Raw genomic sequence first — 21,363 nt, forward strand, 5'->3', positions numbered from 1 at the left:
GGCTTCCTCTGGAACATACGCCTCCGAACAGGTCAGACGGGCTCTCAAAGCCTGTCTGACCTGCTCGGTTTTTGGCCGCGCGACTATACCCGTTATCGTTGTGCGGTATGCCTCCATCCGGATGACTGGATGGTGGCTGGAAACTCTCACTAGGACCCGGAGAGAGCAATGCCTCCCAAGAAGAAGAAGGTCACGGGGCTTATCAAGCTCCAGATCCAGGCCGGCGCAGCCAACCCGGCCCCGCCGGTCGGCCCCGCGCTGGGCCAGCACGGCGTCAACATCATGGAGTTCTGCAAGGCCTACAACGCCGCGACCGAGTCGCAGCGTGGCTGGGTCATCCCGGTGGAGATCACGGTCTACGAAGACCGCTCCTTCACCTTCGTGACCAAGACTCCGCCGGCCGCCAAGATGATCCTCAAGGCCGCGGGTGTCGAGAAGGGCTCCGGCGAGCCGCACAAGACCAAGGTCGCCAAGATCACCGAGGCGCAGGTCCGCGAGATCGCCACCACCAAGATGGAAGACCTCAACGCCAACGACCTGGACGCCGCGTCGAAGATCATCGCCGGCACCGCCCGTTCCATGGGCATCACGGTCGAGGGCTAAGAGCTTTCCCCGTCTGACCTTTCTCAGTGGTAGGGCCACGCGCCGGCCCGCACCACGACTCCACACCTGAAACCACAGGAGCAGAAGTGAAGCGCAGCAAGACTCTCCGCGCTGCGGACGCCAAGATCGACCGGGACAAGCTCTACGCCCCGCTCGAGGCCGTCCGTCTCGCCAAGGAGACCTCCGCGACCAAGTTCGACGGCACCGTCGAGGTCGCCTTCCGCCTGGGTGTCGACCCGCGCAAGGCCGACCAGATGGTCCGTGGCACCGTGAACCTCCCGCACGGCACCGGCAAGACCGCCCGGGTCCTGGTCTTCGCGACCGGTGACCGTGCTGCGGCCGCGGAAGCCGCTGGGGCCGACATCGTCGGCGCCGACGAGCTCATCGACGAGGTCGCCAAGGGTCGCCTGGACTTCGACGCCGTCGTCGCCACCCCGGACCTCATGGGCAAGGTCGGCCGCCTCGGCCGCGTGCTCGGTCCGCGTGGTCTGATGCCGAACCCGAAGACCGGCACCGTGACCCCCGACGTCGTGAAGGCTGTCAACGACATCAAGGGCGGCAAGATCGAGTTCCGCGTCGACAAGCACTCGAACCTGCACTTCATCATCGGCAAGGTGTCCTTCGACGACACCAAGCTGGTGGAGAACTACGCCGCGGCGCTGGAGGAGATCCTCCGTCTGAAGCCGTCGGCCGCCAAGGGTCGCTACATCAAGAAGGCCGCGCTCACCACCACGATGGGCCCCGGCATTCCGCTGGACAGCAACCGCACCCGCAACCTCCTCGTCGAGGAGGACCCGGCCGCCGTCTGAATCTGACGGCAGTCGCGTCGTGCACGCGTTTGTGATGACGGGCCCCGCAACCTTTCGAGGTGCGGGGCCCGTCCTCGTATGCGTGCATGTCCGTCGGAGCTCTCGGGGACTGCGCTAGCGTGCGGGATTCACACGAGTACAAGGGGTGGGATGTCATGAACAGCACGACCATGCGACGCGCTGGCCTGTCGATCGCGGTGGCCGCCGCGCTGACCGGGGTCGCGGCCTGTGGCTCCTCCGGCGGCGACAGCGACGCGAAGGGCAAGAAGAAGGGCTCCGCCGCCCTGAGCCCGATAGCCGCCCTGCGCACCATCGAGAACAAGACCGACAACGCCGACTCGGCCAAGGTCGAGGGCAAGACGGTCATGGGCACCCAGATGTCGATGGACATGAAGGGCGTCATGGGCTGGAAGGACGGGGTGACCGGCGAGGTGACGGCGACCCTCACCGGCGGCACCGCGGCCGACCAGATGGAACAGCTCGGCCAGTCCACCATCGACTACCGCTATCTGCCCGACGCGTACTACGCCAACATGGGCGACAAGTTCGCCTCCCAGTCCGGCGGCAAGCACTGGATCGAGTACGACTACGCCACGCTGGCCGAGATGGGCGGCGCCGCCGGCGAGGCCTTCAAGGACCAGATGCAGAACACCACACCCAACCAGTCGGTGAAGATGCTCCTCGCGTCCGGCGACGTGAAGCGCGTGGGCCAGGAGAAGGTCCGCGGGACGGAGGCGACCCACTACTCGGGCACCGTCGACGTCGCGGACCTCACCGGCAAGAACACGGACCTCGACGCCGGGCAGATGTCCGAGCTGAAGAAGCAGTTCAAGCAGGCCGGCATGAGCACCGAGAAGATCGACATCTGGGTCGACGGCGACGATCTGCTGGTCAAGAAGACCGAGAAGGCCGACATGAAGACCGGCTCCTTCTCCCAGACGGTCTACTACAGCGACTACGGCACCCCGGTCTCCGCCGAGAAGCCCCCGGCCTCGGACACGATGAGCTTCAAGGACCTCATGAACCAGCAGCCGCAGGCCTGACCTCGGGCGTCGGGTATTCTCGCCAGACTGAATTGTGTCGATCATGTGTTCCTAGGGGTGGGGTCATGACTGTGAAGAGAATGGCGGGCGCCGTGCTCGCCACCACGCTGCTGTGTACGGGTGCGGTGGCCTGTGGAGGCTCCGACAAGGACGGCAAGGCCAACGGGACGGGCTCGGGGGAGACCCAGTCCCGGTCGCAGGTGACCGAGGTCATCACGGCGGCGTACGAGAAGACCGCGAAGGCCAAGTCGGCCAAGGTCCAGATGACGATGTCCGCGCCGAAGTCGATGGGCGGCGCCAGCGGTGACATGAAGATGTCCGGCGTCATGGGCTGGGACCCGACGGTCATGGATATGACGATGTCGGGCTCGGCGCTCACGGCCGGCGATCCGGAGGCGCCGGAGAAGGTCCGGATGCTCTGGCTCGACAACGTCATGTACATGGACATGGGGGCTGTCGCCGCCAAGGACATGGACGGCAAGCAGTGGGTCAAGATGGACCTGAACACCATCGCGGAGCAGGTCGGTGACGAGAAGGCCGCCAAGCAGCTGACCGGCGGCCTTGACAGCATGAACCAGGATCCGGCGCAGCAGCTCGCGATGCTCCTGGACTCGCCGAACCTGAAGCACGTCGGCCCGGCCAAGGTCGACGGCGTCCAGACCCAGCGCTACAAGGGCCGCCTCTCCGTCAAGGAGATGATGGAGTCCAACAAGGGCCTCGACGAGATGCTCGGCAAGAGCGAGCGCGAACAGCTCCTCAAGAACATCGAGAAGTCGGGCATCAAGGGGTACGACACCGAGGTCTGGGTGAACGAGGACGACTACCCCGTCCGTATGGACATCGACATCAAGTCCCCTGAAGGCACGATGAAGACGTCCCAGAAGTTCTCCGAGTACGGCGCGGCCGCCAAGGTGACCCCGCCGCCGGCCGGGGAGACCTTCGACCTGATGGAGATGTTCAAGGAGCTCGAGAAGAGCGGCGCCGGTACCGGCTCGGACAGCGGTATCTGACCCGATTTGCTTGACGCGAACCCGTTCGCGTACTCTTCCACAGAAGCCAAAGACCGCTGGTCGTTGCCGTGTGCTCGTAAGAGGGTGCGGTGGCCGAAGGATCCGCTGAAACTGCGGACGACCCGCGCAGGTGACTGAGGAAGTGCTCCCGGACGGGATTCCGTCGGGTCGAGCTCACGCCCCATGCGCCTGCGCTGGGGCGTTTTGTTTTGTCAGCCCCTTTTGAGCGGTCCTCATCACCCGGAAGGAGGCCGACGCTCTATGCCGACGCCCGACAAGGCTGCCGCGGTAGCCGAGCTCACGGACAAGTTCCGCAGCTCGAACGCCGCCGTGCTGACCGAGTACCGGGGTCTCACCGTGGCCCAGCTCAAGCAGCTGCGCCGTTCGCTCGGTGAGAACTCCGAGTACGCCGTGGTGAAGAACACGCTGACCAAGATCGCGGCCAACGAGGCCGGGATCAACACGCTGGACGACCTGTTCTCGGGTCCGACGGCTGTTGCCTTCGTCACCGGTGACCCGGTGGAGTCGGCGAAGGGTCTTCGTGACTTCGCCAAGGACAACCCCAACCTCGTCATCAAGGGCGGTGTCCTTGACGGCAAGGCGCTGTCCGCCGACGAGATCAAGAAGCTCGCGGACCTCGAGTCCCGCGAGGTTCTGCTCGCCAAGCTGGCGGGCGCCATGAAGGGCAAGCAGACGCAGACTGCGCAGCTCTTCCAGGCGCTTCCCTCGAAGTTCGTCCGCACCGCGGAGGCGCTTCGTGCCAAGAAGGCCGAGCAGGGCGGTGCCGAGTAATTCGGCTCGCGCATTGATCGCCGCCCGCTAGGGCGACGGTCGCAGCGGGCCGAACGTACGCCCGCCTTCATATACACCCGGCACCAGCCGAATTAGTGGAAGGATCGCCCATCATGGCGAAGCTCAGCCAGGAAGACCTGCTTGCTCAGTTCGAGGAGCTCACCCTCATCGAGCTCTCCGAGTTCGTGAAGGCCTTCGAGGAGAAGTTCGACGTCACCGCCGCCGCGGCCGTCGCCGCCGCCCCGGCCGGCCCGGCCGCCGCCGCCGAGGTTGCCGAGGAGCAGGACGAGTTCGACGTCATCCTCACCGGCGCCGGCGAGAAGAAGATCCAGGTCATCAAGGTCGTGCGCGAGCTCACCTCCCTGGGTCTCAAGGAGGCCAAGGACCTCGTCGACGGCACCCCGAAGCCGGTCCTCGAGAAGGTCGCCAAGGAGGCCGCCGAGAAGGCTGCCGAGTCCCTCAAGGCCGCCGGCGCCTCGGTCGAGGTCAAGTAACACCTCGCGAGTCGTCTGCCGCGCGCCTGTGGGCGTGTAGTCGGCAGGACTTTTCAGCGCTGCTCAGGCAGCGCGCGTCAAGGGCGATCACCCATCTGGGTGGTCGCCCTTCGGCGTTCTCCGGCGCACCCCTACGGCTGCCTTGCGTAGCCCGCCCCGACGAGTATGGTGATCTTCGTCGTGCCTCGGAACGGCCGTGACGGTGACGAACTGAGAGCCAAGTCGGGGCAGGGGGGCCTTGACGAACCGCACGCAGCGCGCAATTCTCAGGACGCGTCGTCACAACGATCCGCATCCGAGGCATGGATCGACGGCGAAGAGGGCAGTATCGATGTGCATCGAGGGCGTGGCTTGCAGCAGGGGTTGAGAACAACGAGGGTCTTCAAAAACCCGCACTGGACATCAGTGGGCCTAGTGGCTACACTGACCCTTTGCGCTGCCTGTTAGCTGCCTCCTGCCCGTCACCAGGGGCATGCCCATGCTTGAGCACAGTGGACTGGACTTTCCCTGACCTGGGATGTTCCGTCTCTGCGTCCAACCTGGGACCGGTACGCGCGTAGTGAGTCCGAGCCCTCGGAAGGACCCCCTCTTGGCCGCCTCGCGCACTGCCTCGACCGCGAATACGAACAACGGCGCCAGCACCGCCCCGCTGCGCATCTCCTTTGCAAAGATCAAGGAGCCCCTCGAGGTTCCGAACCTTCTTGCGCTGCAGACCGAGAGCTTTGACTGGCTGCTCGGGAATGAAGCGTGGAAGGCTCGTGTCGAGGCGGCTCTGGACAGCGGACAGGACGTCCCCACCAAGTCTGGTCTGGAGGAGATCTTCGAGGAGATCTCTCCGATCGAGGACTTCTCTGGGTCGATGTCCTTGACGTTCCGCGACCACCGTTTTGAGCCTCCGAAGAACTCCATCGACGAGTGCAAGGAGCGCGACTTCACGTTCGCCGCCCCGCTCTTCGTCACTGCCGAGTTCACCAACAACGAGACCGGCGAGATCAAGTCCCAGACGGTCTTCATGGGCGATTTCCCGCTCATGACGAACAAGGGCACCTTCGTCATCAACGGCACCGAGCGTGTCGTCGTGTCGCAGCTGGTCCGTTCGCCGGGTGTCTACTTCGATTCCTCGATCGACAAGACGTCCGACAAGGACATCTTCTCCGCCAAGATCATCCCGTCCCGGGGTGCCTGGCTGGAGATGGAGATCGACAAGCGCGACATGGTCGGTGTCCGCATCGACCGCAAGCGCAAGCAGTCGGTCACCGTTCTGCTCAAGGCTCTCGGTTGGACGACCGAGCAGATCCTCGAGGAGTTCGGCGAGTACGAGTCCATGCGCGCCACCCTGGAGAAGGACCACACCCAGGGCCAGGACGACGCGCTGCTCGACATCTACCGCAAGCTCCGTCCGGGCGAGCCGCCGACGCGTGAGGCCGCTCAGACTCTGCTTGAGAACCTCTACTTCAACCCCAAGCGCTACGACCTCGCGAAGGTCGGCCGCTACAAGGTCAACAAGAAGCTGGGTGCGGACGCTCCGCTCGACGCGGGCATCCTCACGGTCGAGGACATCATCGCCTCGATCAAGTACCTGGTGAAGCTGCACGCCGGTGAGGTCGAGACCGTTGGTGACAGCGGTACGTCGATCGTCGTCGAGACCGACGACATCGACCACTTCGGCAACCGTCGTCTGCGCAACGTCGGCGAGCTCATCCAGAACCAGGTCCGCACGGGTCTGGCTCGTATGGAGCGCGTCGTCCGCGAGCGCATGACGACTCAGGACGTCGAGGCGATCACGCCGCAGACCCTGATCAACATCCGGCCGGTCGTCGCCTCCATCAAGGAGTTCTTCGGCACCAGCCAGCTGTCGCAGTTCATGGACCAGAACAACCCGCTGTCGGGTCTCACCCACAAGCGCCGTCTGTCGGCGCTTGGCCCGGGTGGTCTCTCCCGTGAGCGGGCCGGCTTCGAGGTCCGTGACGTGCACCCGTCTCACTACGGCCGCATGTGCCCGATTGAGACTCCCGAAGGCCCGAACATCGGTCTGATCGGTTCGCTCGCCTCGTACGGCCGCGTCAACGCGTTCGGCTTCGTCGAGACGCCGTACCGCAAGGTCGTCGAGGGCGTCGTCACCGACGACGTCGACTACCTCACGGCCGACGAAGAAGACCGCTTCGTGATCGCCCAGGCCAACGCCGTGCTGGGTGAGGACATGCGCTTCACCGAGTCGCGCGTCCTCGTCCGCCGTCGTGGCGGCGAGATCGACTACATCCCCGGCGACGACGTCGACTACATGGACGTCTCGCCGCGCCAGATGGTGTCGGTCGCGACCGCGATGATCCCGTTCCTCGAGCACGACGACGCCAACCGTGCCCTCATGGGCGCGAACATGATGCGTCAGGCCGTGCCGCTGATCACCGCCGAGGCTCCCCTCGTCGGCACCGGCATGGAGTACCGCTGTGCGGTCGACGCCGGTGACGTGATCAAGGCCGAGAAGGCGGGTGTGGTCCAGGAGGTCTCCGCGGACTACGTCACGGTCACGAACGACGACGGCACGTACACCACGTACCGCATCGCCAAGTTCTCCCGCTCGAACCAGGGCACCTCGGTCAACCAGAAGGTTGTCGTCGACGAGGGCGCCCGGGTCATCGAGGGTCAGGTTCTCGCCGACGGTCCCGCGACCGAAGAGGGCGAAATGGCCCTCGGCAAGAACCTGCTCGTGGCGTTCATGCCCTGGGAGGGTCACAACTACGAGGACGCGATCATCCTGTCGCAGCGCCTCGTGCAGGACGACGTCCTCTCCTCGATCCACATCGAGGAGCACGAGGTCGACGCCCGTGACACCAAGCTGGGCCCGGAGGAGATCACCCGGGACATCCCGAACGTCTCCGAAGAGGTCCTCGCCGACCTCGACGAGCGCGGCATCATCCGTATCGGTGCCGAGGTCGTCGCCGGCGACATCCTCGTCGGCAAGGTCACGCCCAAGGGCGAGACCGAGCTGACGCCGGAAGAGCGTCTGCTCCGCGCGATCTTCGGTGAGAAGGCGCGCGAGGTGCGCGACACCTCGCTGAAGGTGCCGCACGGTGAGATCGGCAAGGTCATCGGCGTACGCGTCTTCGACCGTGAAGAGGGCGACGAGCTGCCGCCGGGCGTGAACCAGCTGGTTCGTGTCTACGTGGCGCAGAAGCGCAAGATCACGGACGGCGACAAGCTGGCCGGCCGTCACGGAAACAAGGGCGTCATCTCCAAGATCCTTCCGATCGAGGACATGCCCTTCCTTGAGGACGGCACGCCCGTCGACATCATCCTCAACCCGCTGGGTGTCCCGTCCCGAATGAACCCGGGTCAGGTCCTGGAGATCCACCTCGGCTGGCTCGCCAGCCAGGGCTGGGACGTCTCCGGTCTCAGCGAGGACTGGGCGCAGAGCCTGCAGCGCATCGGCGCCGACCAGGTCGACCCGCGGACGAACGTCGCGACTCCGGTCTTCGACGGCGCCCGCGAGGACGAGCTGTCCGGCCTCCTCGAGCACACCATCCCGAACCGCGACGGCGACCGCATGGTCCTCCCGTCCGGCAAGGCGCGGCTGTTCGACGGGCGCTCCGGCGAGCCGTTCCCGGACCCGATCTCGATCGGGTACATGTACATCCTCAAGCTGCACCACCTGGTCGACGACAAGCTCCACGCCCGTTCGACCGGTCCGTACTCCATGATCACCCAGCAGCCGCTGGGTGGTAAGGCTCAGTTCGGTGGTCAGCGCTTCGGTGAGATGGAGGTGTGGGCGCTCGAGGCTTATGGCGCCGCGTACGCCCTCCAGGAACTCCTTACGATCAAGTCCGACGACGTGACCGGCCGCGTGAAGGTCTACGAGGCCATCGTCAAGGGCGAGAACATCCCCGAGCCCGGCATTCCCGAGTCCTTCAAGGTGCTCATCAAGGAAATGCAGTCGCTCTGCCTCAACGTGGAGGTGCTGTCCTCGGACGGCATGTCCATCGAGATGCGCGACACCGACGAGGACGTCTTCCGCGCGGCGGAAGAGCTCGGTATCGACCTGTCCCGGCGCGAGCCGAGCAGCGTCGAAGAGGTCTGACGGGTTGTCCGGCCGGACCTCGTGTCCGGCCGGCTCTCCCCGGACCCGTTCAGACCATGATTGAGACTCGACCCCGAAAGAGGGATTGACGACAAAGTGCTCGACGTCAACTTCTTCGACGAGCTGCGGATCGGCCTTGCCACCGCGGACGACATCCGACAGTGGTCCCACGGCGAGGTCAAGAAGCCGGAGACCATCAACTACCGCACGCTCAAGCCCGAAAAGGACGGACTCTTCTGCGAGAAGATCTTCGGTCCGACCCGGGACTGGGAGTGCTACTGCGGTAAGTACAAGCGTGTCCGCTTCAAGGGCATCATCTGCGAGCGCTGCGGCGTCGAGGTCACTCGCGCCAAGGTGCGTCGTGAGCGGATGGGCCACATTGAGCTGGCCGCCCCTGTCACGCACATCTGGTACTTCAAGGGCGTCCCGTCGCGCCTCGGCTACCTGCTTGATCTCGCCCCGAAGGACCTCGAAAAGGTCATCTACTTCGCGGCGTACATGATCACGTTCGTGGACGAGGAGCGCCGTACGCGTGACCTGCCCTCCCTGGAGGCGCACGTCTCCGTGGAGCGTCAGCAGGTCGAGAACCGTCGCGACTCCGACCTGGAGGCCCGCGCCAAGAAGCTCGAGACCGACCTGGCCGAGCTCGAGGCCGAGGGCGCCAAGGCCGACGTACGCCGCAAGGTGCGCGAAGGTGCCGAGCGTGAGATGAAGCAGCTGCGTGACCGTGCGCAGCGCGAGATCGACCGTCTCGACGAGGTCTGGAACCGCTTCAAGAACCTCAAGGTCCAGGACCTGGAGGGTGACGAGCTGCTCTACCGCGAGCTGCGTGACCGCTTCGGCACGTACTTCGACGGTTCGATGGGTGCCGCTGCACTGCAGAAGCGCCTTGAGTCGTTCGACCTGGATGAGGAAGCCGAGCGGCTTCGCGAGATCATCCGTACCGGCAAGGGCCAGAAGAAGACCCGTGCGCTCAAGCGCCTCAAGGTCGTCTCCGCGTTCCTGCAGACCAGCAACAGCCCCAAGGGCATGGTGCTCGACTGCGTGCCGGTCATCCCGCCGGACCTGCGTCCGATGGTGCAGCTGGACGGTGGCCGCTTCGCGACCTCCGACCTGAACGACCTGTACCGCCGCGTCATCAACCGCAACAACCGCCTGAAGCGCCTTCTCGACCTCGGTGCGCCCGAGATCATCGTGAACAACGAGAAGCGCATGCTCCAGGAGGCCGTGGACGCCCTCTTCGACAACGGTCGTCGTGGTCGCCCGGTCACCGGCCCCGGTAACCGCCCGCTGAAGTCCCTGAGCGACATGCTCAAGGGCAAGCAGGGTCGTTTCCGTCAGAACCTTCTCGGTAAGCGTGTGGACTACTCCGCGCGTTCCGTGATCGTCGTCGGCCCGCAGCTGAAGCTGCACCAGTGTGGTCTGCCGAAGGCCATGGCGCTGGAGCTCTTCAAGCCGTTCGTGATGAAGCGCCTGGTTGACCTCAACCACGCGCAGAACATCAAGTCGGCCAAGCGCATGGTCGAGCGCGGCCGCACGGTCGTGTACGACGTCCTGGAAGAGGTCATCGCCGAGCACCCGGTTCTCCTGAACCGTGCGCCGACGCTGCACCGCCTCGGCATCCAGGCCTTCGAGCCGCAGCTGGTCGAGGGCAAGGCCATTCAGATTCACCCGCTCGTCTGCACCGCGTTCAACGCGGACTTCGACGGTGACCAGATGGCCGTGCACCTGCCGCTCTCCGCGGAGGCGCAGGCCGAGGCCCGCATCCTGATGCTGTCCTCGAACAACATCCTGAAGCCGGCAGACGGCCGTCCCGTCACCATGCCGACCCAGGACATGGTTCTCGGTCTCTTCTTCCTCACGACGGACGAGGAAGAGCGCAAGGTCATCGGTGAGGGCCGCTCGTTCGGTTCCTCCGCCGAGGCGACCATGGCGTTCGACGCCAAGGAGCTCTCGCTCCAGGCGAAGGTCGACATCCGCTTCCCGGTGGGCACCATCCCGCCGCGCGGCTGGACCCCGCCGGCCGTCGAAGAGGGCGAGCAGGAGTACCAGCAGGGCGACAGCTTCCGACTGCGTACGACCCTGGGCCGCGCGCTCTTCAACGAGCTGCTGCCCGAGGACTACCCGTTCGTCGACTACTCGGTGGGCAAGAAGCAGCTCTCCGAGATCGTCAACGACCTGGCCGAGCGCTACCCCAAGGTCATCGTGGCGGCGACGCTCGACAACCTGAAGGCGGCGGGCTTCTACTGGGCGACCCGTTCCGGTGTCACCGTGGCCATCTCCGACGTCGTGGTCCCCGAGGCCAAGAAGGCGATCGTCGCGGGCTACGAGGCGCAGGACGAGAAGGTCCAGAAGCAGTACGAGCGCGGTCTGATCACCAAGGACGAGCGCACGCAGGAGCTCATCGCGATCTGGACCAAGGCGACCAACGAGGTTGCCGAGGCGATGAACGCGAACTTCCCCAAGACGAACCCCATCTTCATGATGGTTGACTCGGGTGCCCGAGGAAACATGATGCAGATGCGTCAGATCGCCGGTATGCGTGGTCTGGTGTCGAACGCGAAGAACGAGACGATCCCGCGTCCGATTAAGGCGTCGTTCCGTGAGGGCCTCTCGGTCCTCGAGTACTTCATCTCCACGCACGGTGCCCGTAAGGGTCTGGCGGACACGGCTCTCCGTACCGCCGACTCCGGTTACCTCACCCGTCGTCTGGTCGACGTCTCTCAGGACGTCATCATTCGCGAGGAGGACTGTGGCACCGAGCGCGGTCTGAAGCTGAAGATCGCGGTCAAGGGCGAGGACGGTGTGCTCCGCAAGACGGAGAACGTCGAGACCTCGGTGTACGCCCGCATGCTGGCCGAGGACGTCGTCATCGACGGCAAGGTCATCGCGCCGGCCAACGTCGACCTCGGTGACGTCCTCATCGACGCCCTGGTCGCCAACGGCGTCGAGGAGGTCAAGACCCGTTCGGTCCTGACCTGTGAGTCCGCGGTCGGCACCTGTGCCTTCTGCTACGGCCGTTCGCTCGCCACCGGCAAGCTGGTCGACATCGGTGAGGCGGTCGGCATCATCGCCGCCCAGTCCATCGGTGAGCCCGGCACGCAGCTGACGATGCGTACGTTCCACACCGGTGGTGTGGCCGGTGACGACATCACCCAGGGTCTGCCCCGTGTCGTCGAGCTCTTCGAGGCTCGTACGCCCAAGGGTGTCGCCCCGATCTCGGAGGCGGCAGGCCGCATCCGTATCGAGGAGACCGAGAAGACCAAGAAGATCGTCGTCACGCCGGACGACGGCAGCGACGAGACTCCCTTCCCGATCTCGAAGCGCGCCAAGGTCCTCGTGCGTGAGGGTGACCACGTCGAGGTGGGCCAGAAGCTCACCTTCGGTGCCACCAACCCGCACGACGTGCTGCGGATCCTCGGTCAGCGCGCGGTCCAGGTCCACCTGGTCGGCGAAGTCCAGAAGGTCTACAACAGCCAGGGCGTGTCGATCCACGACAAGCACATCGAGATCATCATCCGGCAGATGCTCCGCCGCGTGACGATCATCGAGTCCGGCGACGCGGAGCTGCTGCCGGGCGAGCTCGTCGAGCGCTCGAAGTTCGAGACCGAGAACCGTCGGGTCGTGACGGAAGGCGGCCACCCGGCCTCCGGCCGTCCGCAGCTGATGGGTATCACCAAGGCCTCGCTGGCGACGGAGTCGTGGCTGTCCGCGGCTTCCTTCCAGGAGACGACCAGGGTCCTGACGGACGCGGCGATCAACGCCAAGTCCGACTCCCTGATCGGCCTCAAGGAGAACGTCATCATCGGTAAGCTCATCCCGGCCGGTACGGGTCTCTCCCGCTACCGCAACATCCGGGTCGAGCCGACCGAGGAAGCCAAGGCCGCGATGTACTCGGCCGTCGGCTACGACGACATCGACTACTCGCCCTTCGGGACGGGGTCGGGTCAGGCTGTGCCGCTGGAGGATTACGACTACGGGCCGTACAACCAGTAGGCGCTGCTTGCCAGTCGCTTGAGTTGAACTGAAGGGCGCTCACTCCGTTTCTTACGGGGTGGGCGCCCTTCGGCGTTTTCGGGCGCGGCTCAGAGGTGCGTCCGCAGATAGGGCTCCAGGGCCAGCAGCCGGGTGTGCGTCTCGGGGTGGCTGGAGAGCAGCTGGGCCAGCTTGCCCGGCTTCTTGACCCGGTGTCCGGCGGCGACGGCCCGCGCGCGTTCGGCGTCGTCCTGCGCCTGCATCTCGTGCAGGACCTCCGCCAGCATGGGGGCGAAGCCCAGGGCGGCGGCTTGCTGGTCGGCGCGCAGTTCGCCGCGGCGGCCGAAGTGGGCGAGCAGGTACGGGGTGAAGACCAGTGGGATCACGACGAACCACAGGGCAGCCGTCACGGCCATCAGGAGGGCGCCAAGGCACAGGATGACGACGCCGGTCGCGGCGAGCGAGATGTGCCGCGCCACGACGAACGCGAGCCAGGTGATGCGCCGGGCCACGGCCCAGACGACGCGTCCGGGCGTCGAGTACCAGTAGCCGAGCAGTCCCGCCCAGGCGTGCCCGCCCGTGTGGTGGCCCAGCTCATGGGCCAGTACGGCGGCCAGCCGGCTGCTGGGCAGCCGGTTCAGGGAGAACGTCGTGACGCCGACGACGTGGCCGGCGGCCGCCATGGCGTTCAGGCCGTCGCTGTTCTCCACCATCAGCTCGTACGTCTGCGGTTCGATGCCCGCACGAGCGGTGACCTCACGCCAGACGGGTTCCAGCCGCATCCGTTCCTCGGCCAGCGGCTGCCGCAGGCCGAGGACGTGCCGGGCGAAGGCCAGCTCGGTCGGCCGGTGGAAGACGAGGGCGCCGGACGCGAGCCAGGCCAGGACGACGAGCCATCCGGCGTCGCCGAACAGGCTGACCGAGAGACCGCCGACGATGATGAAGCTGACGAGAAACCCCGGCACCTGCACGAGGAGGCGTCCCACGGCGGTGGCATCGGTCCCCCGCTGATGGGCAGCCACGTGCAGCCGCGAGCCTTGGTGCCTGTAGTCGAGATCATCGGCGCCCTGGGGGACCATCGGCGGTCGCGACGGGGGAGGCCCTGGGGGGTGAACCACACTCCCTTGGGGTGGAGGGGGGACGGTGCCTGGGTAGGTCGGGTGCGGGCCCTGGTGCGGGTACGAGGGTTCTGAGGGCGGGGCTGGATATGGGCCTGGGGCTGGGCCTGACCCCGGGCTCGGAGCTGGTGCTGGGGCCGGGTATGTGGGCTCGGGGGACGTGGGGTACGCGGGCTCGGGGTAAGCGGGTGCGGGGTGCGTGGGCTGGGGGTGCGTGGGCTGGGGGTACGCGGGCGCCGGGTGCGTGGCCTGCGGGTAGGCCGGTGCCGGGTGTGCAGGCTGGGGGTACGTGGGCTCCGGGCCCCCGGGGTTCGCAGTGGTCCTCGGGGTCAGGGGCTCCGGGCGGGTGGTCTTCGGGTCCACGGGCCCCGAATGCGCAGGCTCGGTGGCCACAGGCCCCGGATACGTAGGCTCCGGGTGGGCTGTCACCGGATATGTAGGCTCCGGGCCCGTCGGTGGTTCTGGGTGGGGAGAGTTTGTTGGGTGGGGCGGGGCCATGGGCCGGCTCCTTCGCTTTGTGTGGTCGTCAGCCGATGAGGAGAGCCGCGGGCAGCAGCGCGGTGCCGGCGCAGAAGGCGATCAGCCCCACGCGAATCCACTGGTGCTTGCGCACGGCGATGCGGCTCGTCTCGGCGAGCGCCGCGGTGAGCCCGGACAGGGGATCGCGCTCGGTCTCGGCCAGCGCATGGGCCAACCGCCCCTCGCGTACGGCCTGTTGGATGTCTCCGAAGTAGGACAGAGGGCGCCCGGCCGTCCACGTCGTACCTCGCAAGCGAGGCAGCACCGCGAGCAGCAGGGCGAGCAGGGCGGACGTAAAGGCCAGGACGCCCGCCCACCAGACCGCCGCACCGGCCGCGGACAGCGTGCCCGGCTGCCAGTTCCGTCCTGCCAGCAGCCCGGTGAAGACGCCCGCCGTCATGCCCAGGGCGGCCACCAGGACCGACGCCTTGCTGTCGGCTCGGGCGATCTCGGACCGCAGGTCGGCGAGGAGGCGCTCGGCGGTCTTCTCGCCGGGTCGCCCCACCCCGGCCGCCGGTGGTGTGTCCGGCGGCGAGACCGGCGCTGACGGGGGTGCGTCCGGCGTGCTCATGCGGGCGTCGGGTCGTGCGGAGGCGTGCGCGGATCGGATCCTGGTGCGCCGGGCCCGCCCTCGGCGGTCGGCCCGGCCTGGGGCGGTGCCCAGGCGGCGTACGTGGCTGCGGGCCCGGGCGGCGCACCCTCCGGTGCCGGAGGGGCGTACGGCTGCTCCGTGTACGCCCCGGGCTGCTGCGGCAGGGCCGCCGGTTCCGCTTCCGCGTCGGCCGGGGGCCCGGCGGGCGCGAGGCCCTGCTGGTGGATGAGTTCGTTGACCGCGTGCAGGGCGAACTTCGCCGACTCGGCCTTCTGGTAGTCCTCCAGGCCGTCACCGCTGATCAGCTCCAACTGGCTCTGGATGAGGGAGAGCTGGTCCTTGCGGATGCTGCTCATCACGAGCTGGGTGTCCTCGGGGTGCTCCGCGAGATGCAGCGCCCACGCCCCGACCCCGTTGTGCTGGAGGTGATAGCGGTAGAACTCGATCTTCCGTGCGGTCAGCTCCTGCGCCTGCTGCTGGCGCAGCACCTCCAGCTCGTGCTGCTGACGCGCCTGCTGCAGGTGGTACTGGTGCTCGGGGGCCAGCATCTCGTGCTCGTAGCGCAGACTGCGCCTGCGCCGTCGGTGTGCGACCGCCTCGTCGTCGAGCCGCAGCCGCAGCATGCAGGTGACGGCGATCCCGATCCCCGCGGCGAAGACCCCGGCCTCCACGGTCTGCTGCACCGCCTCCTCGGCGGCCGGGCTGTCCTCGATGGAGAACCGGCGGCTGACCGGTCGCGCGCACTGGTGGAGCTCACGGGTGAGCCGGGCGGGCAGGTTCCGCTCACCGCTGCGCACGTACGCGATCGGATCAGCCACCCGCCAGGTCAGATCGGCGGTGACCCCGAAGGAGAACGCGTCGTCGTCGCTGGGCAGTTCCAGCTCCAGCTGAACCGGATGGCTTCCCATGTCGACCTCGTACACGGATACGTAGCGCCGGGTCGCGGCGTCCGTGCGGGTGGGCCGGTGCGGGGGGATGTAGACGTCGTAGACGCCCGCGGCGGTGGCGAAGACCAGGGCGTGGTCGATCGCGGTGACGGGTCTGCGGGCCGTGTAGTCGAAGCGGGAGATCGGCCGGACGGTGAGCACTGGGTCGATCAACTGGCTGTGCCGGTCGGCGTGTTGCTGCCACTCCGGCTGACGGCGGAACTCCGCCATGGGCTCAACTCCTCGGTGGATCGGGCAGGGGTCAGTGGGCGACGGCCGGGGTGCCCGCCGGGTGCACCGCGGCTAGGAGCCGGTCGGCGACCTCGGGGCGGGGCCCGCCGTCCTCGGCGCGCAGGGTCTGCAGCAGGTGCGCCAGGCGGTCCCGGTCGGCCGCCGTTTTGACCAGGGAGGGCAGCAGCAGGGCAAGCGCCCGCTCGGCGTCGGGGCGCCGCACGGCGACGTACACCCAGGTCCGCAGCGCGGCCAGGGCCTCGCGCGTGTGGGCACGCTCGCCCAGAGCCGTGTGCCATAGGGTCGCGAGGTCGCGGGCCCACTCCGGACTGTGCATCCCGGAATCCGCGTACCACTCGACGAGGCTCCCCTCCTCGCGGTTGTCGCAGGCGCGGACGAAGGCGCCGAGGGCGAGCGCCCGGACGGCGGGGGTGTCCAGGTGGAGCAGCCGCACCAGCTCCGCGAGCATCTCGCCGCGGTTGCCCGCGGACAGGAGCAGGGCCGTCGATTCGATCAGGTTGTGGCGCTCGGCGTCGCTGCTGTCGTCGGCGCGCGCCCGCGAGGACAGCGCGTCAAGGGCGGGCCCGGCCAGGTCGGGCCGGAGCGGTGCGAGCAGCGCGAAGGCCCGGATCGCCGTCCAGCGGCGGGCCCAGTGGCGGTCGGTGCACCACTGCGAGAGCAGCTGCGGGATCACCGGGGCGCCGGAGAGCTGCGCCAGGGTGAGCGTGTTGGCCGCCGTCACCCGCGGTCCGAAGGAGCCGGAGGCCGACCAGCCGTCGACCAGCAGAGCCACGGTCGAGGGCAGATCGGCGGCTGCGAGCAGCGCGGTCGCGGCGGCGGCACGGGTGCGCACCAGCGGTCGGCCGTCGCGGGCCAGCTGCTTGAGCCAGGGGACCAGGGCGGGACGCGTCGAGGGATGGCCCGTCCACACCTCGGTGAGCAGCGCGCCCGGCATGCGGGCCTCACTGAACTGCGCCAGGTACTGAGGGACGGGACCCCAGTCCGTCGCCTCGCTGCGCAGCTCGCCGACAGCTCGCGCGAGGTCGAGACGGTCGCCCGGCGCGGGACCGAACACCGGGATCTCCGGCGGCTGTTCGGGATGCTGGAGCCGCTGGAAGTGGACGAAGAGCGTGTCGGCGAACTCGGCGGCCAGCACATACGGCGCCTGGTCGAAGACCGCGAGCGAGATGAGGAACGCCTTGTCGCGCAGGCCGAGCGCGGGATCGCTCAGCCAGTCCCTGCACTGCTTCTCGACCGAGGCCAGGCTGAACCCCCGCAGCCGGTCGAGCGCCTGCTCAGTGCCGTCGTACGCGGCGAGACCGGTGGCGAGGTCGACGGCCTCGGCGGGCCTGCGGTGGCCGTGCCCGAGGAAGTCCCGCACCGGTTCGAGGGCGAGGAGCCGGTCGACATCGGCCGGCTCCGGAAGGTGCGCGGACAGGTGTGCGCGGAGCACGTCGGCGGCGTCCGGGGCCTCCCAGCCGACCGGGGTGACGCCCAGCAGATGGGGGGAGTTCTCGACGGTGATCACGAGGTGCCCGCCGGTCTGCCTGAGCTGATCGCGCGCCGCGTAGAGATGGGTGTCGCGCAGCGGCTTGTTCCTGCTCAGCGGCATGTCGCACAGCACGTGGCCGCCGCCGTTGGTGAGCTGACCGGCCAGCTCGGTGGGGCTGGTCTCGGGCTGCAGGGCACGCACGGCAGGGGCACCGACGCGGCGCAGGAGCATCAGGGCCGCCGCGCTGCGCCCGGTGGCGTGGGCACCGCGGAGCACAAGGACCTGCTCCTCACGCAGGCGGCGCAGGGCGACCGCGAAGGCGGGGCCCTCGACGAACACCTCGGCGAGGGTGTCGAGGCGCGCGCTCGGGATCTCTCCGGAGGCGTACGCGGACGGGGTCGCGGCGCCGTGATGGTGGATCTCCGTCTTGGCGCCCATCACGACGTCGCGGCCGACGTGCCCGCCGGACACGCCGTGCTGGGCCCCGCCGACCAAGGAGCCACCGAAGGATGCCGCCGAGCCGAGCATGAACTCCGGGGCGTGCGCGAACAGTTCGCGCTGCGCCGCGCGTGCCTCCTGGGCCTGCTCCTCCGGCTCCATGGTTTCGGCGCCGTGCGGATCGGGCGCCTCGGTCCTGCTCGGGGGGCTCTGGCCCTGGTTCCGCGCCGGACCACCCGGGCGCGGGTGGCCGGCCTGCGGCTGTGGTGGCGTTGCACGCGGAGGGAGGTTCACGACGCATCGCCACGGTCGGGGGCGGTGTTGCCGGAGCCTCCGATGTGGATGTCGCCGTGCACGGTCCCGCCGGACACGATGTGCTGGTCGCCGCCGACCAGGCTGCCGCCGAAGCTCGGCGCGCCGCCGTTGAAGGTGAAGCTGGCGCCGCCCGCGGGGGCCGCCCCCTGCCCCGGCGCCGGACGCTCCCCCGAGCCGGCGCCCGGCGCCGGGGCTCCCCCGGCCCCCCTCTCACTGTGGTCGTCGGCCTCGGCGCCCGGGGGCACCGGACCGTGCAGCCAGGCCCGAAGCGGGCCGTTCTTGCTGGCCACGGTCACGGCGCAGAAGTCATCGGCCGGTACGCCGGGCCTGTCGTGCCGGACGACCCCCGCGTACACGCTCTCGGAGACACAGAGCGCGAAATCGTTCGTACGTTCCCGCAGTGCCGCACGCAGTACGTCGGCGTCCAGCAGCCGACACGCATGGTTGAGGTCGGAGCCGACCCACCCGTCGAGTTCGTCCACCGCGACGTACCCCGTCGCGAGTACCGCCCGGAGCCGGATCTGCGCGGAGCTCGAAGCCATCCGGTTGACGGCCCGCAGCTGCACCGGCACCTCGGTGAGCAGGGCGCGCAGGAGAGCGGTCAGGGAGGCGTTGGCGTCGATCAGCTCCATCACGCTGTCACCGCGGTCGGCGCGCAGGCGCAGCGTCTCGTCGATGCCGGCGTTCTCCAGGGCGCGGTCGGTGATGTCGTAGAGCATGCGTCGCAGATAGGCCTGCTCGACATCGTCACGGTCGCTGAACTTCTCGATGTCGAGCAGCAGGATCGTGCGGCTCACGGGGTCGGTCATGGTCGCCCTTCGGTGGGGAATCCGAACTGACCAGCAGCGTGGCCGTGCGGGAGCCGCCGTCGTGAGGGCGGATGACGCACTCGAACTGTGACCGTGTGCACAGAGTCGCCCTACGGGGGCAGGCGGGCACCGAGAGTCACGCAGGGCCTGTGTGACCCGCCCGTGCGATCCGCCGCAGCACGTCAGGCCGCATGATCACCAGCTCCCGGCGGCCGGTGGCCACCGCCTCCCGGTCCCGCAGTTCCTTGAGCAGTCGCTGCACCATCTCCCGGGAGGCGCCCACGGAACCGGCGAGCTCCTGCTTGCTCAGGGGGACGGCGAGCTCGATGCCTTCGTCGGTACGTCGCCCATGGGTGCGGGCCAGGTCGAGGAGCAGCGCCGCGAAGCGCTCGCGCACGGTCATCGACGCGAACTCCAGGCGGCGCCGGTCCGCGGCCCGTGTCCGGTCGGAGGTGAGGCCGAGCAGGGCGAAGGAGACCGTGGGGGAGCGGGCGAGGAAGCCGGTGAACTGCGCGAGCTCGACGGCCACGGCACGGACCGGTTCGAGTGCGGTGACCGTCGCGGAGCGCGGGCGCCCGGTCAGCGCGGCGGACTCGCCGACGATGTCGCCGGGGCCTCGCAGCGCGAGCAGCGCTTCGTACCCGTTGGCGGCGGACGCGGTCACCTTGGTCCAGCCGTGCAGGATCAGCAGGACGTGCGACGAGGGTTCGTGCTGATGGATCAGCGCCGCCCGGGCGGCGAAGGGCAGGGTGCTGCCGAGCGCGAGCAGCGCGGAACGGTCCTCCCGCTCCAGGCGGGCGAGGAACGGCACCCGGTCGTCGAGGCCTCCGTCGCCCGGTAGCTGCGCAGCCGTCATACGTCCCCCGATCATTGAGCCGACCGACGAACGTAGTGAAGGTTGCCTGTCGCGCGAGCGGGAACGGCTGAAAGCTGCTGCCCGGCCGCCCTGAACGGCTGAAATCGCGTCGGAGGCGTCGGGTGGGAGGTGCGAAAAGCCCGGCGTGTCGCCCCCCACCGCATTTGTTTTGACCAGACTCGATGAGGTAGGTACGCTCAGACCTTGTGCCTGGGGTGTGCCTGGGCTCGCGCGCGTGTCTTCAGCCGCAGCGTGAGTCCGAGAACGGCCACCGTAATCTGCGCCCCTTTCCGCCTTGCGGCGGGAGTCTGCAGCATTCGACACACCCGACCGCGTGGGTCGGCGACGTTCCAGGTTAGCTTTACTATTCGGCACACAGAAACCGGAGAAGTAGTGCCTACGATCCAGCAGCTGGTCCGGAAGGGCCGGCAGGACAAGGTCGAGAAGAACAAGACGCCCGCGCTTGAGGGATCGCCCCAGCGCCGCGGCGTCTGCACGCGTGTGTTCACGACCACCCCGAAGAAGCCGAACTCGGCCCTCCGTAAGGTCGCGCGTGTGCGTCTGACCTCCGGGATCGAGGTCACGGCCTACATTCCGGGTGAGGGACACAACCTGCAGGAGCACTCCATCGTGCTCGTGCGTGGTGGCCGTGTGAAGGACCTGCCGGGTGTTCGTTACAAGATCATCCGCGGCTCCCTTGACACCCAGGGTGTCAAGAACCGCAAGCAGGCCCGCAGCCGCTACGGCGCCAAGAAGGAGAAGTAGAAATGCCTCGTAAGGGCCCCGCCCCGAAGCGCCCGGTCATCATCGACCCGGTCTATGGTTCTCCTCTGGTGACCTCCCTCATCAACAAGGTGCTGCTGAACGGCAAGCGCTCCACCGCCGAGCGCATCGTGTACGGCGCCATGGAGGGCCTGCGCGAGAAGACCGGCAACGACCCGGTCATCACGCTCAAGCGCGCGCTCGAGAACATCAAGCCGACCCTCGAGGTCAAGTCCCGCCGCGTCGGTGGCGCGACCTACCAGGTTCCGATCGAGGTCAAGCCCGGTCGTGCCAACACGCTGGCCCTGCGCTGGCTGGTCGGTTACTCCCGCGCCCGTCGCGAGAAGACGATGACCGAGCGTCTCCTCAACGAGCTCCTCGACGCCTCCAACGGCCTTGGTGCCGCTGTGAAGAAGCGTGAGGACACCCACAAGATGGCCGAGTCCAACAAGGCCTTCGCGCACTACCGCTGGTAGTCGCTACCCACATCGAGACCGAGAGAAG

The 21,363-nt window shown here is 67.9% G+C and carries 16 protein-coding genes; 10 read left to right on the forward strand and 6 right to left on the reverse strand.

The features are described from left to right. Positions 1-168 precede the first annotated feature (168 nt). The 8 genes from rplK to ACWGI2_RS16660 all read left to right on the forward strand — a co-directional run bounded on the left by rplK (position 169) and on the right by ACWGI2_RS16660 (position 12,822). Positions 169-603 carry a 50S ribosomal protein L11 gene (rplK, locus tag ACWGI2_RS16625; protein WP_160506641.1) on the forward strand — a complete coding sequence of 145 codons (435 nt, stop codon included), beginning with the start codon at positions 169-171 and terminating at the stop codon, positions 601-603. Positions 604-689: 86 nt separating this feature from the next. Beyond that, positions 690-1,412, forward strand: coding sequence for a 50S ribosomal protein L1 (gene rplA, locus ACWGI2_RS16630; RefSeq protein ID WP_160506642.1), 723 nt, complete (start codon positions 690-692; stop codon positions 1,410-1,412). Between the two features lie 155 nt (positions 1,413-1,567). Next, positions 1,568-2,455: a hypothetical protein gene (locus ACWGI2_RS16635; RefSeq protein ID WP_453696029.1), complete on the forward strand. Its 888-nt coding sequence runs from the start codon at positions 1,568-1,570 to the stop codon at positions 2,453-2,455. 65 nt (positions 2,456-2,520) lie between these two features. Beyond that, complete coding sequence (locus tag ACWGI2_RS16640) at positions 2,521-3,465, forward strand: hypothetical protein (RefSeq protein WP_453696031.1); 945 nt, start codon at positions 2,521-2,523, stop codon at positions 3,463-3,465. Positions 3,466-3,726: 261 nt separating this feature from the next. After that, positions 3,727-4,257: a 50S ribosomal protein L10 gene (gene rplJ, locus ACWGI2_RS16645; RefSeq protein WP_453397448.1), complete on the forward strand. Its 531-nt coding sequence runs from the start codon at positions 3,727-3,729 to the stop codon at positions 4,255-4,257. A gap of 113 nt (positions 4,258-4,370) precedes the next feature. Next, positions 4,371-4,751, forward strand: coding sequence for a 50S ribosomal protein L7/L12 (gene rplL / locus ACWGI2_RS16650; RefSeq protein ID WP_160506646.1), 381 nt, complete (start codon positions 4,371-4,373; stop codon positions 4,749-4,751). A gap of 589 nt (positions 4,752-5,340) precedes the next feature. Beyond that, positions 5,341-8,826 carry a DNA-directed RNA polymerase subunit beta gene (gene rpoB / locus ACWGI2_RS16655; RefSeq protein ID WP_453696033.1) on the forward strand — a complete coding sequence of 1,162 codons (3,486 nt, stop codon included), beginning with the start codon at positions 5,341-5,343 and terminating at the stop codon, positions 8,824-8,826. Positions 8,827-8,922: 96 nt separating this feature from the next. Beyond that, positions 8,923-12,822 carry a DNA-directed RNA polymerase subunit beta' gene (locus tag ACWGI2_RS16660; protein WP_160506648.1) on the forward strand — a complete coding sequence of 1,300 codons (3,900 nt, stop codon included), beginning with the start codon at positions 8,923-8,925 and terminating at the stop codon, positions 12,820-12,822. Between the two features lie 89 nt (positions 12,823-12,911). Here ACWGI2_RS16660 and ACWGI2_RS16665 read toward each other — a convergent pair whose 3' ends face one another. From ACWGI2_RS16665 to ACWGI2_RS16690, 6 genes are all read right to left on the reverse strand, one after another. Further along, on the reverse strand, positions 12,912-13,823 hold the full coding sequence (locus tag ACWGI2_RS16665; protein WP_453696034.1) for a M48 family metalloprotease: 912 nt from the start codon (positions 13,821-13,823) through the stop codon (positions 12,912-12,914). A gap of 622 nt (positions 13,824-14,445) precedes the next feature. Continuing rightward, positions 14,446-15,009: a Pycsar system effector family protein gene (locus ACWGI2_RS16670; protein ID WP_453696036.1), complete on the reverse strand. Its 564-nt coding sequence runs from the start codon at positions 15,007-15,009 to the stop codon at positions 14,446-14,448. Continuing rightward, on the reverse strand, positions 15,006-16,187 hold the full coding sequence (locus ACWGI2_RS16675; RefSeq protein WP_453696037.1) for a PE-PGRS family protein: 1,182 nt from the start codon (positions 16,185-16,187) through the stop codon (positions 15,006-15,008). The genes ACWGI2_RS16670 and ACWGI2_RS16675 overlap by 4 nt, the downstream gene beginning before the upstream one ends. Before the next feature lie 31 nt (positions 16,188-16,218). Beyond that, complete coding sequence (locus tag ACWGI2_RS16680; protein ID WP_453696038.1) at positions 16,219-18,279, reverse strand: hypothetical protein; 2,061 nt, start codon at positions 18,277-18,279, stop codon at positions 16,219-16,221. A 128-nt stretch (positions 18,280-18,407) separates the two neighbouring features. Then, entirely contained in the window at positions 18,408-19,241 is an 834-nt protein-coding gene (locus tag ACWGI2_RS16685; RefSeq protein WP_453696040.1) for a hypothetical protein, read from the reverse strand. A gap of 136 nt (positions 19,242-19,377) precedes the next feature. Further along, positions 19,378-20,097 carry a Crp/Fnr family transcriptional regulator gene (locus ACWGI2_RS16690; RefSeq protein ID WP_453397441.1) on the reverse strand — a complete coding sequence of 240 codons (720 nt, stop codon included), beginning with the start codon at positions 20,095-20,097 and terminating at the stop codon, positions 19,378-19,380. A gap of 393 nt (positions 20,098-20,490) precedes the next feature. Between ACWGI2_RS16690 and rpsL the strand changes: the two genes are divergently transcribed. Further along, positions 20,491-20,862: a 30S ribosomal protein S12 gene (gene rpsL / locus ACWGI2_RS16695; protein ID WP_003948652.1), complete on the forward strand. Its 372-nt coding sequence runs from the start codon at positions 20,491-20,493 to the stop codon at positions 20,860-20,862. A gap of 2 nt (positions 20,863-20,864) precedes the next feature. Next, positions 20,865-21,335: a 30S ribosomal protein S7 gene (rpsG, locus tag ACWGI2_RS16700; protein ID WP_003974303.1), complete on the forward strand. Its 471-nt coding sequence runs from the start codon at positions 20,865-20,867 to the stop codon at positions 21,333-21,335. Positions 21,336-21,363: the final 28 nt, after the last annotated feature.

The sequence above is a fragment of the Streptomyces sp. NPDC054866 genome, from assembly GCF_053610745.1.

Bases quoted from the DNA above. Each gene is read 5' to 3' on its own strand.
- rplL (WP_160506646.1), top strand. From the start codon at position 4,371: ATGGCGAAGCTCAGCCAGGAAGACCTGCTTGCTCAGTTCGAGGAGCTC.
- rpsG (WP_003974303.1), top strand. From the start codon at position 20,865: ATGCCTCGTAAGGGCCCCGCCCCGAAGCGCCCGGTCATCATCGACCCG.
- ACWGI2_RS16640 (WP_453696031.1), top strand. From the start codon at position 2,521: ATGACTGTGAAGAGAATGGCGGGCGCCGTGCTCGCCACCACGCTGCTG.
- ACWGI2_RS16670 (WP_453696036.1), bottom strand. From the start codon at position 15,009: ATGAGCACGCCGGACGCACCCCCGTCAGCGCCGGTCTCGCCGCCGGAC.
- ACWGI2_RS16685 (WP_453696040.1), bottom strand. From the start codon at position 19,241: ATGACCGACCCCGTGAGCCGCACGATCCTGCTGCTCGACATCGAGAAG.
- ACWGI2_RS16635 (WP_453696029.1), top strand. From the start codon at position 1,568: ATGAACAGCACGACCATGCGACGCGCTGGCCTGTCGATCGCGGTGGCC.
- rplK (WP_160506641.1), top strand. From the start codon at position 169: ATGCCTCCCAAGAAGAAGAAGGTCACGGGGCTTATCAAGCTCCAGATC.
- ACWGI2_RS16675 (WP_453696037.1), bottom strand. From the start codon at position 16,187: ATGGCGGAGTTCCGCCGTCAGCCGGAGTGGCAGCAACACGCCGACCGG.
- rplJ (WP_453397448.1), top strand. From the start codon at position 3,727: ATGCCGACGCCCGACAAGGCTGCCGCGGTAGCCGAGCTCACGGACAAG.
- ACWGI2_RS16690 (WP_453397441.1), bottom strand. From the start codon at position 20,097: ATGACGGCTGCGCAGCTACCGGGCGACGGAGGCCTCGACGACCGGGTG.
- ACWGI2_RS16680 (WP_453696038.1), bottom strand. From the start codon at position 18,279: ATGGAGCCGGAGGAGCAGGCCCAGGAGGCACGCGCGGCGCAGCGCGAA.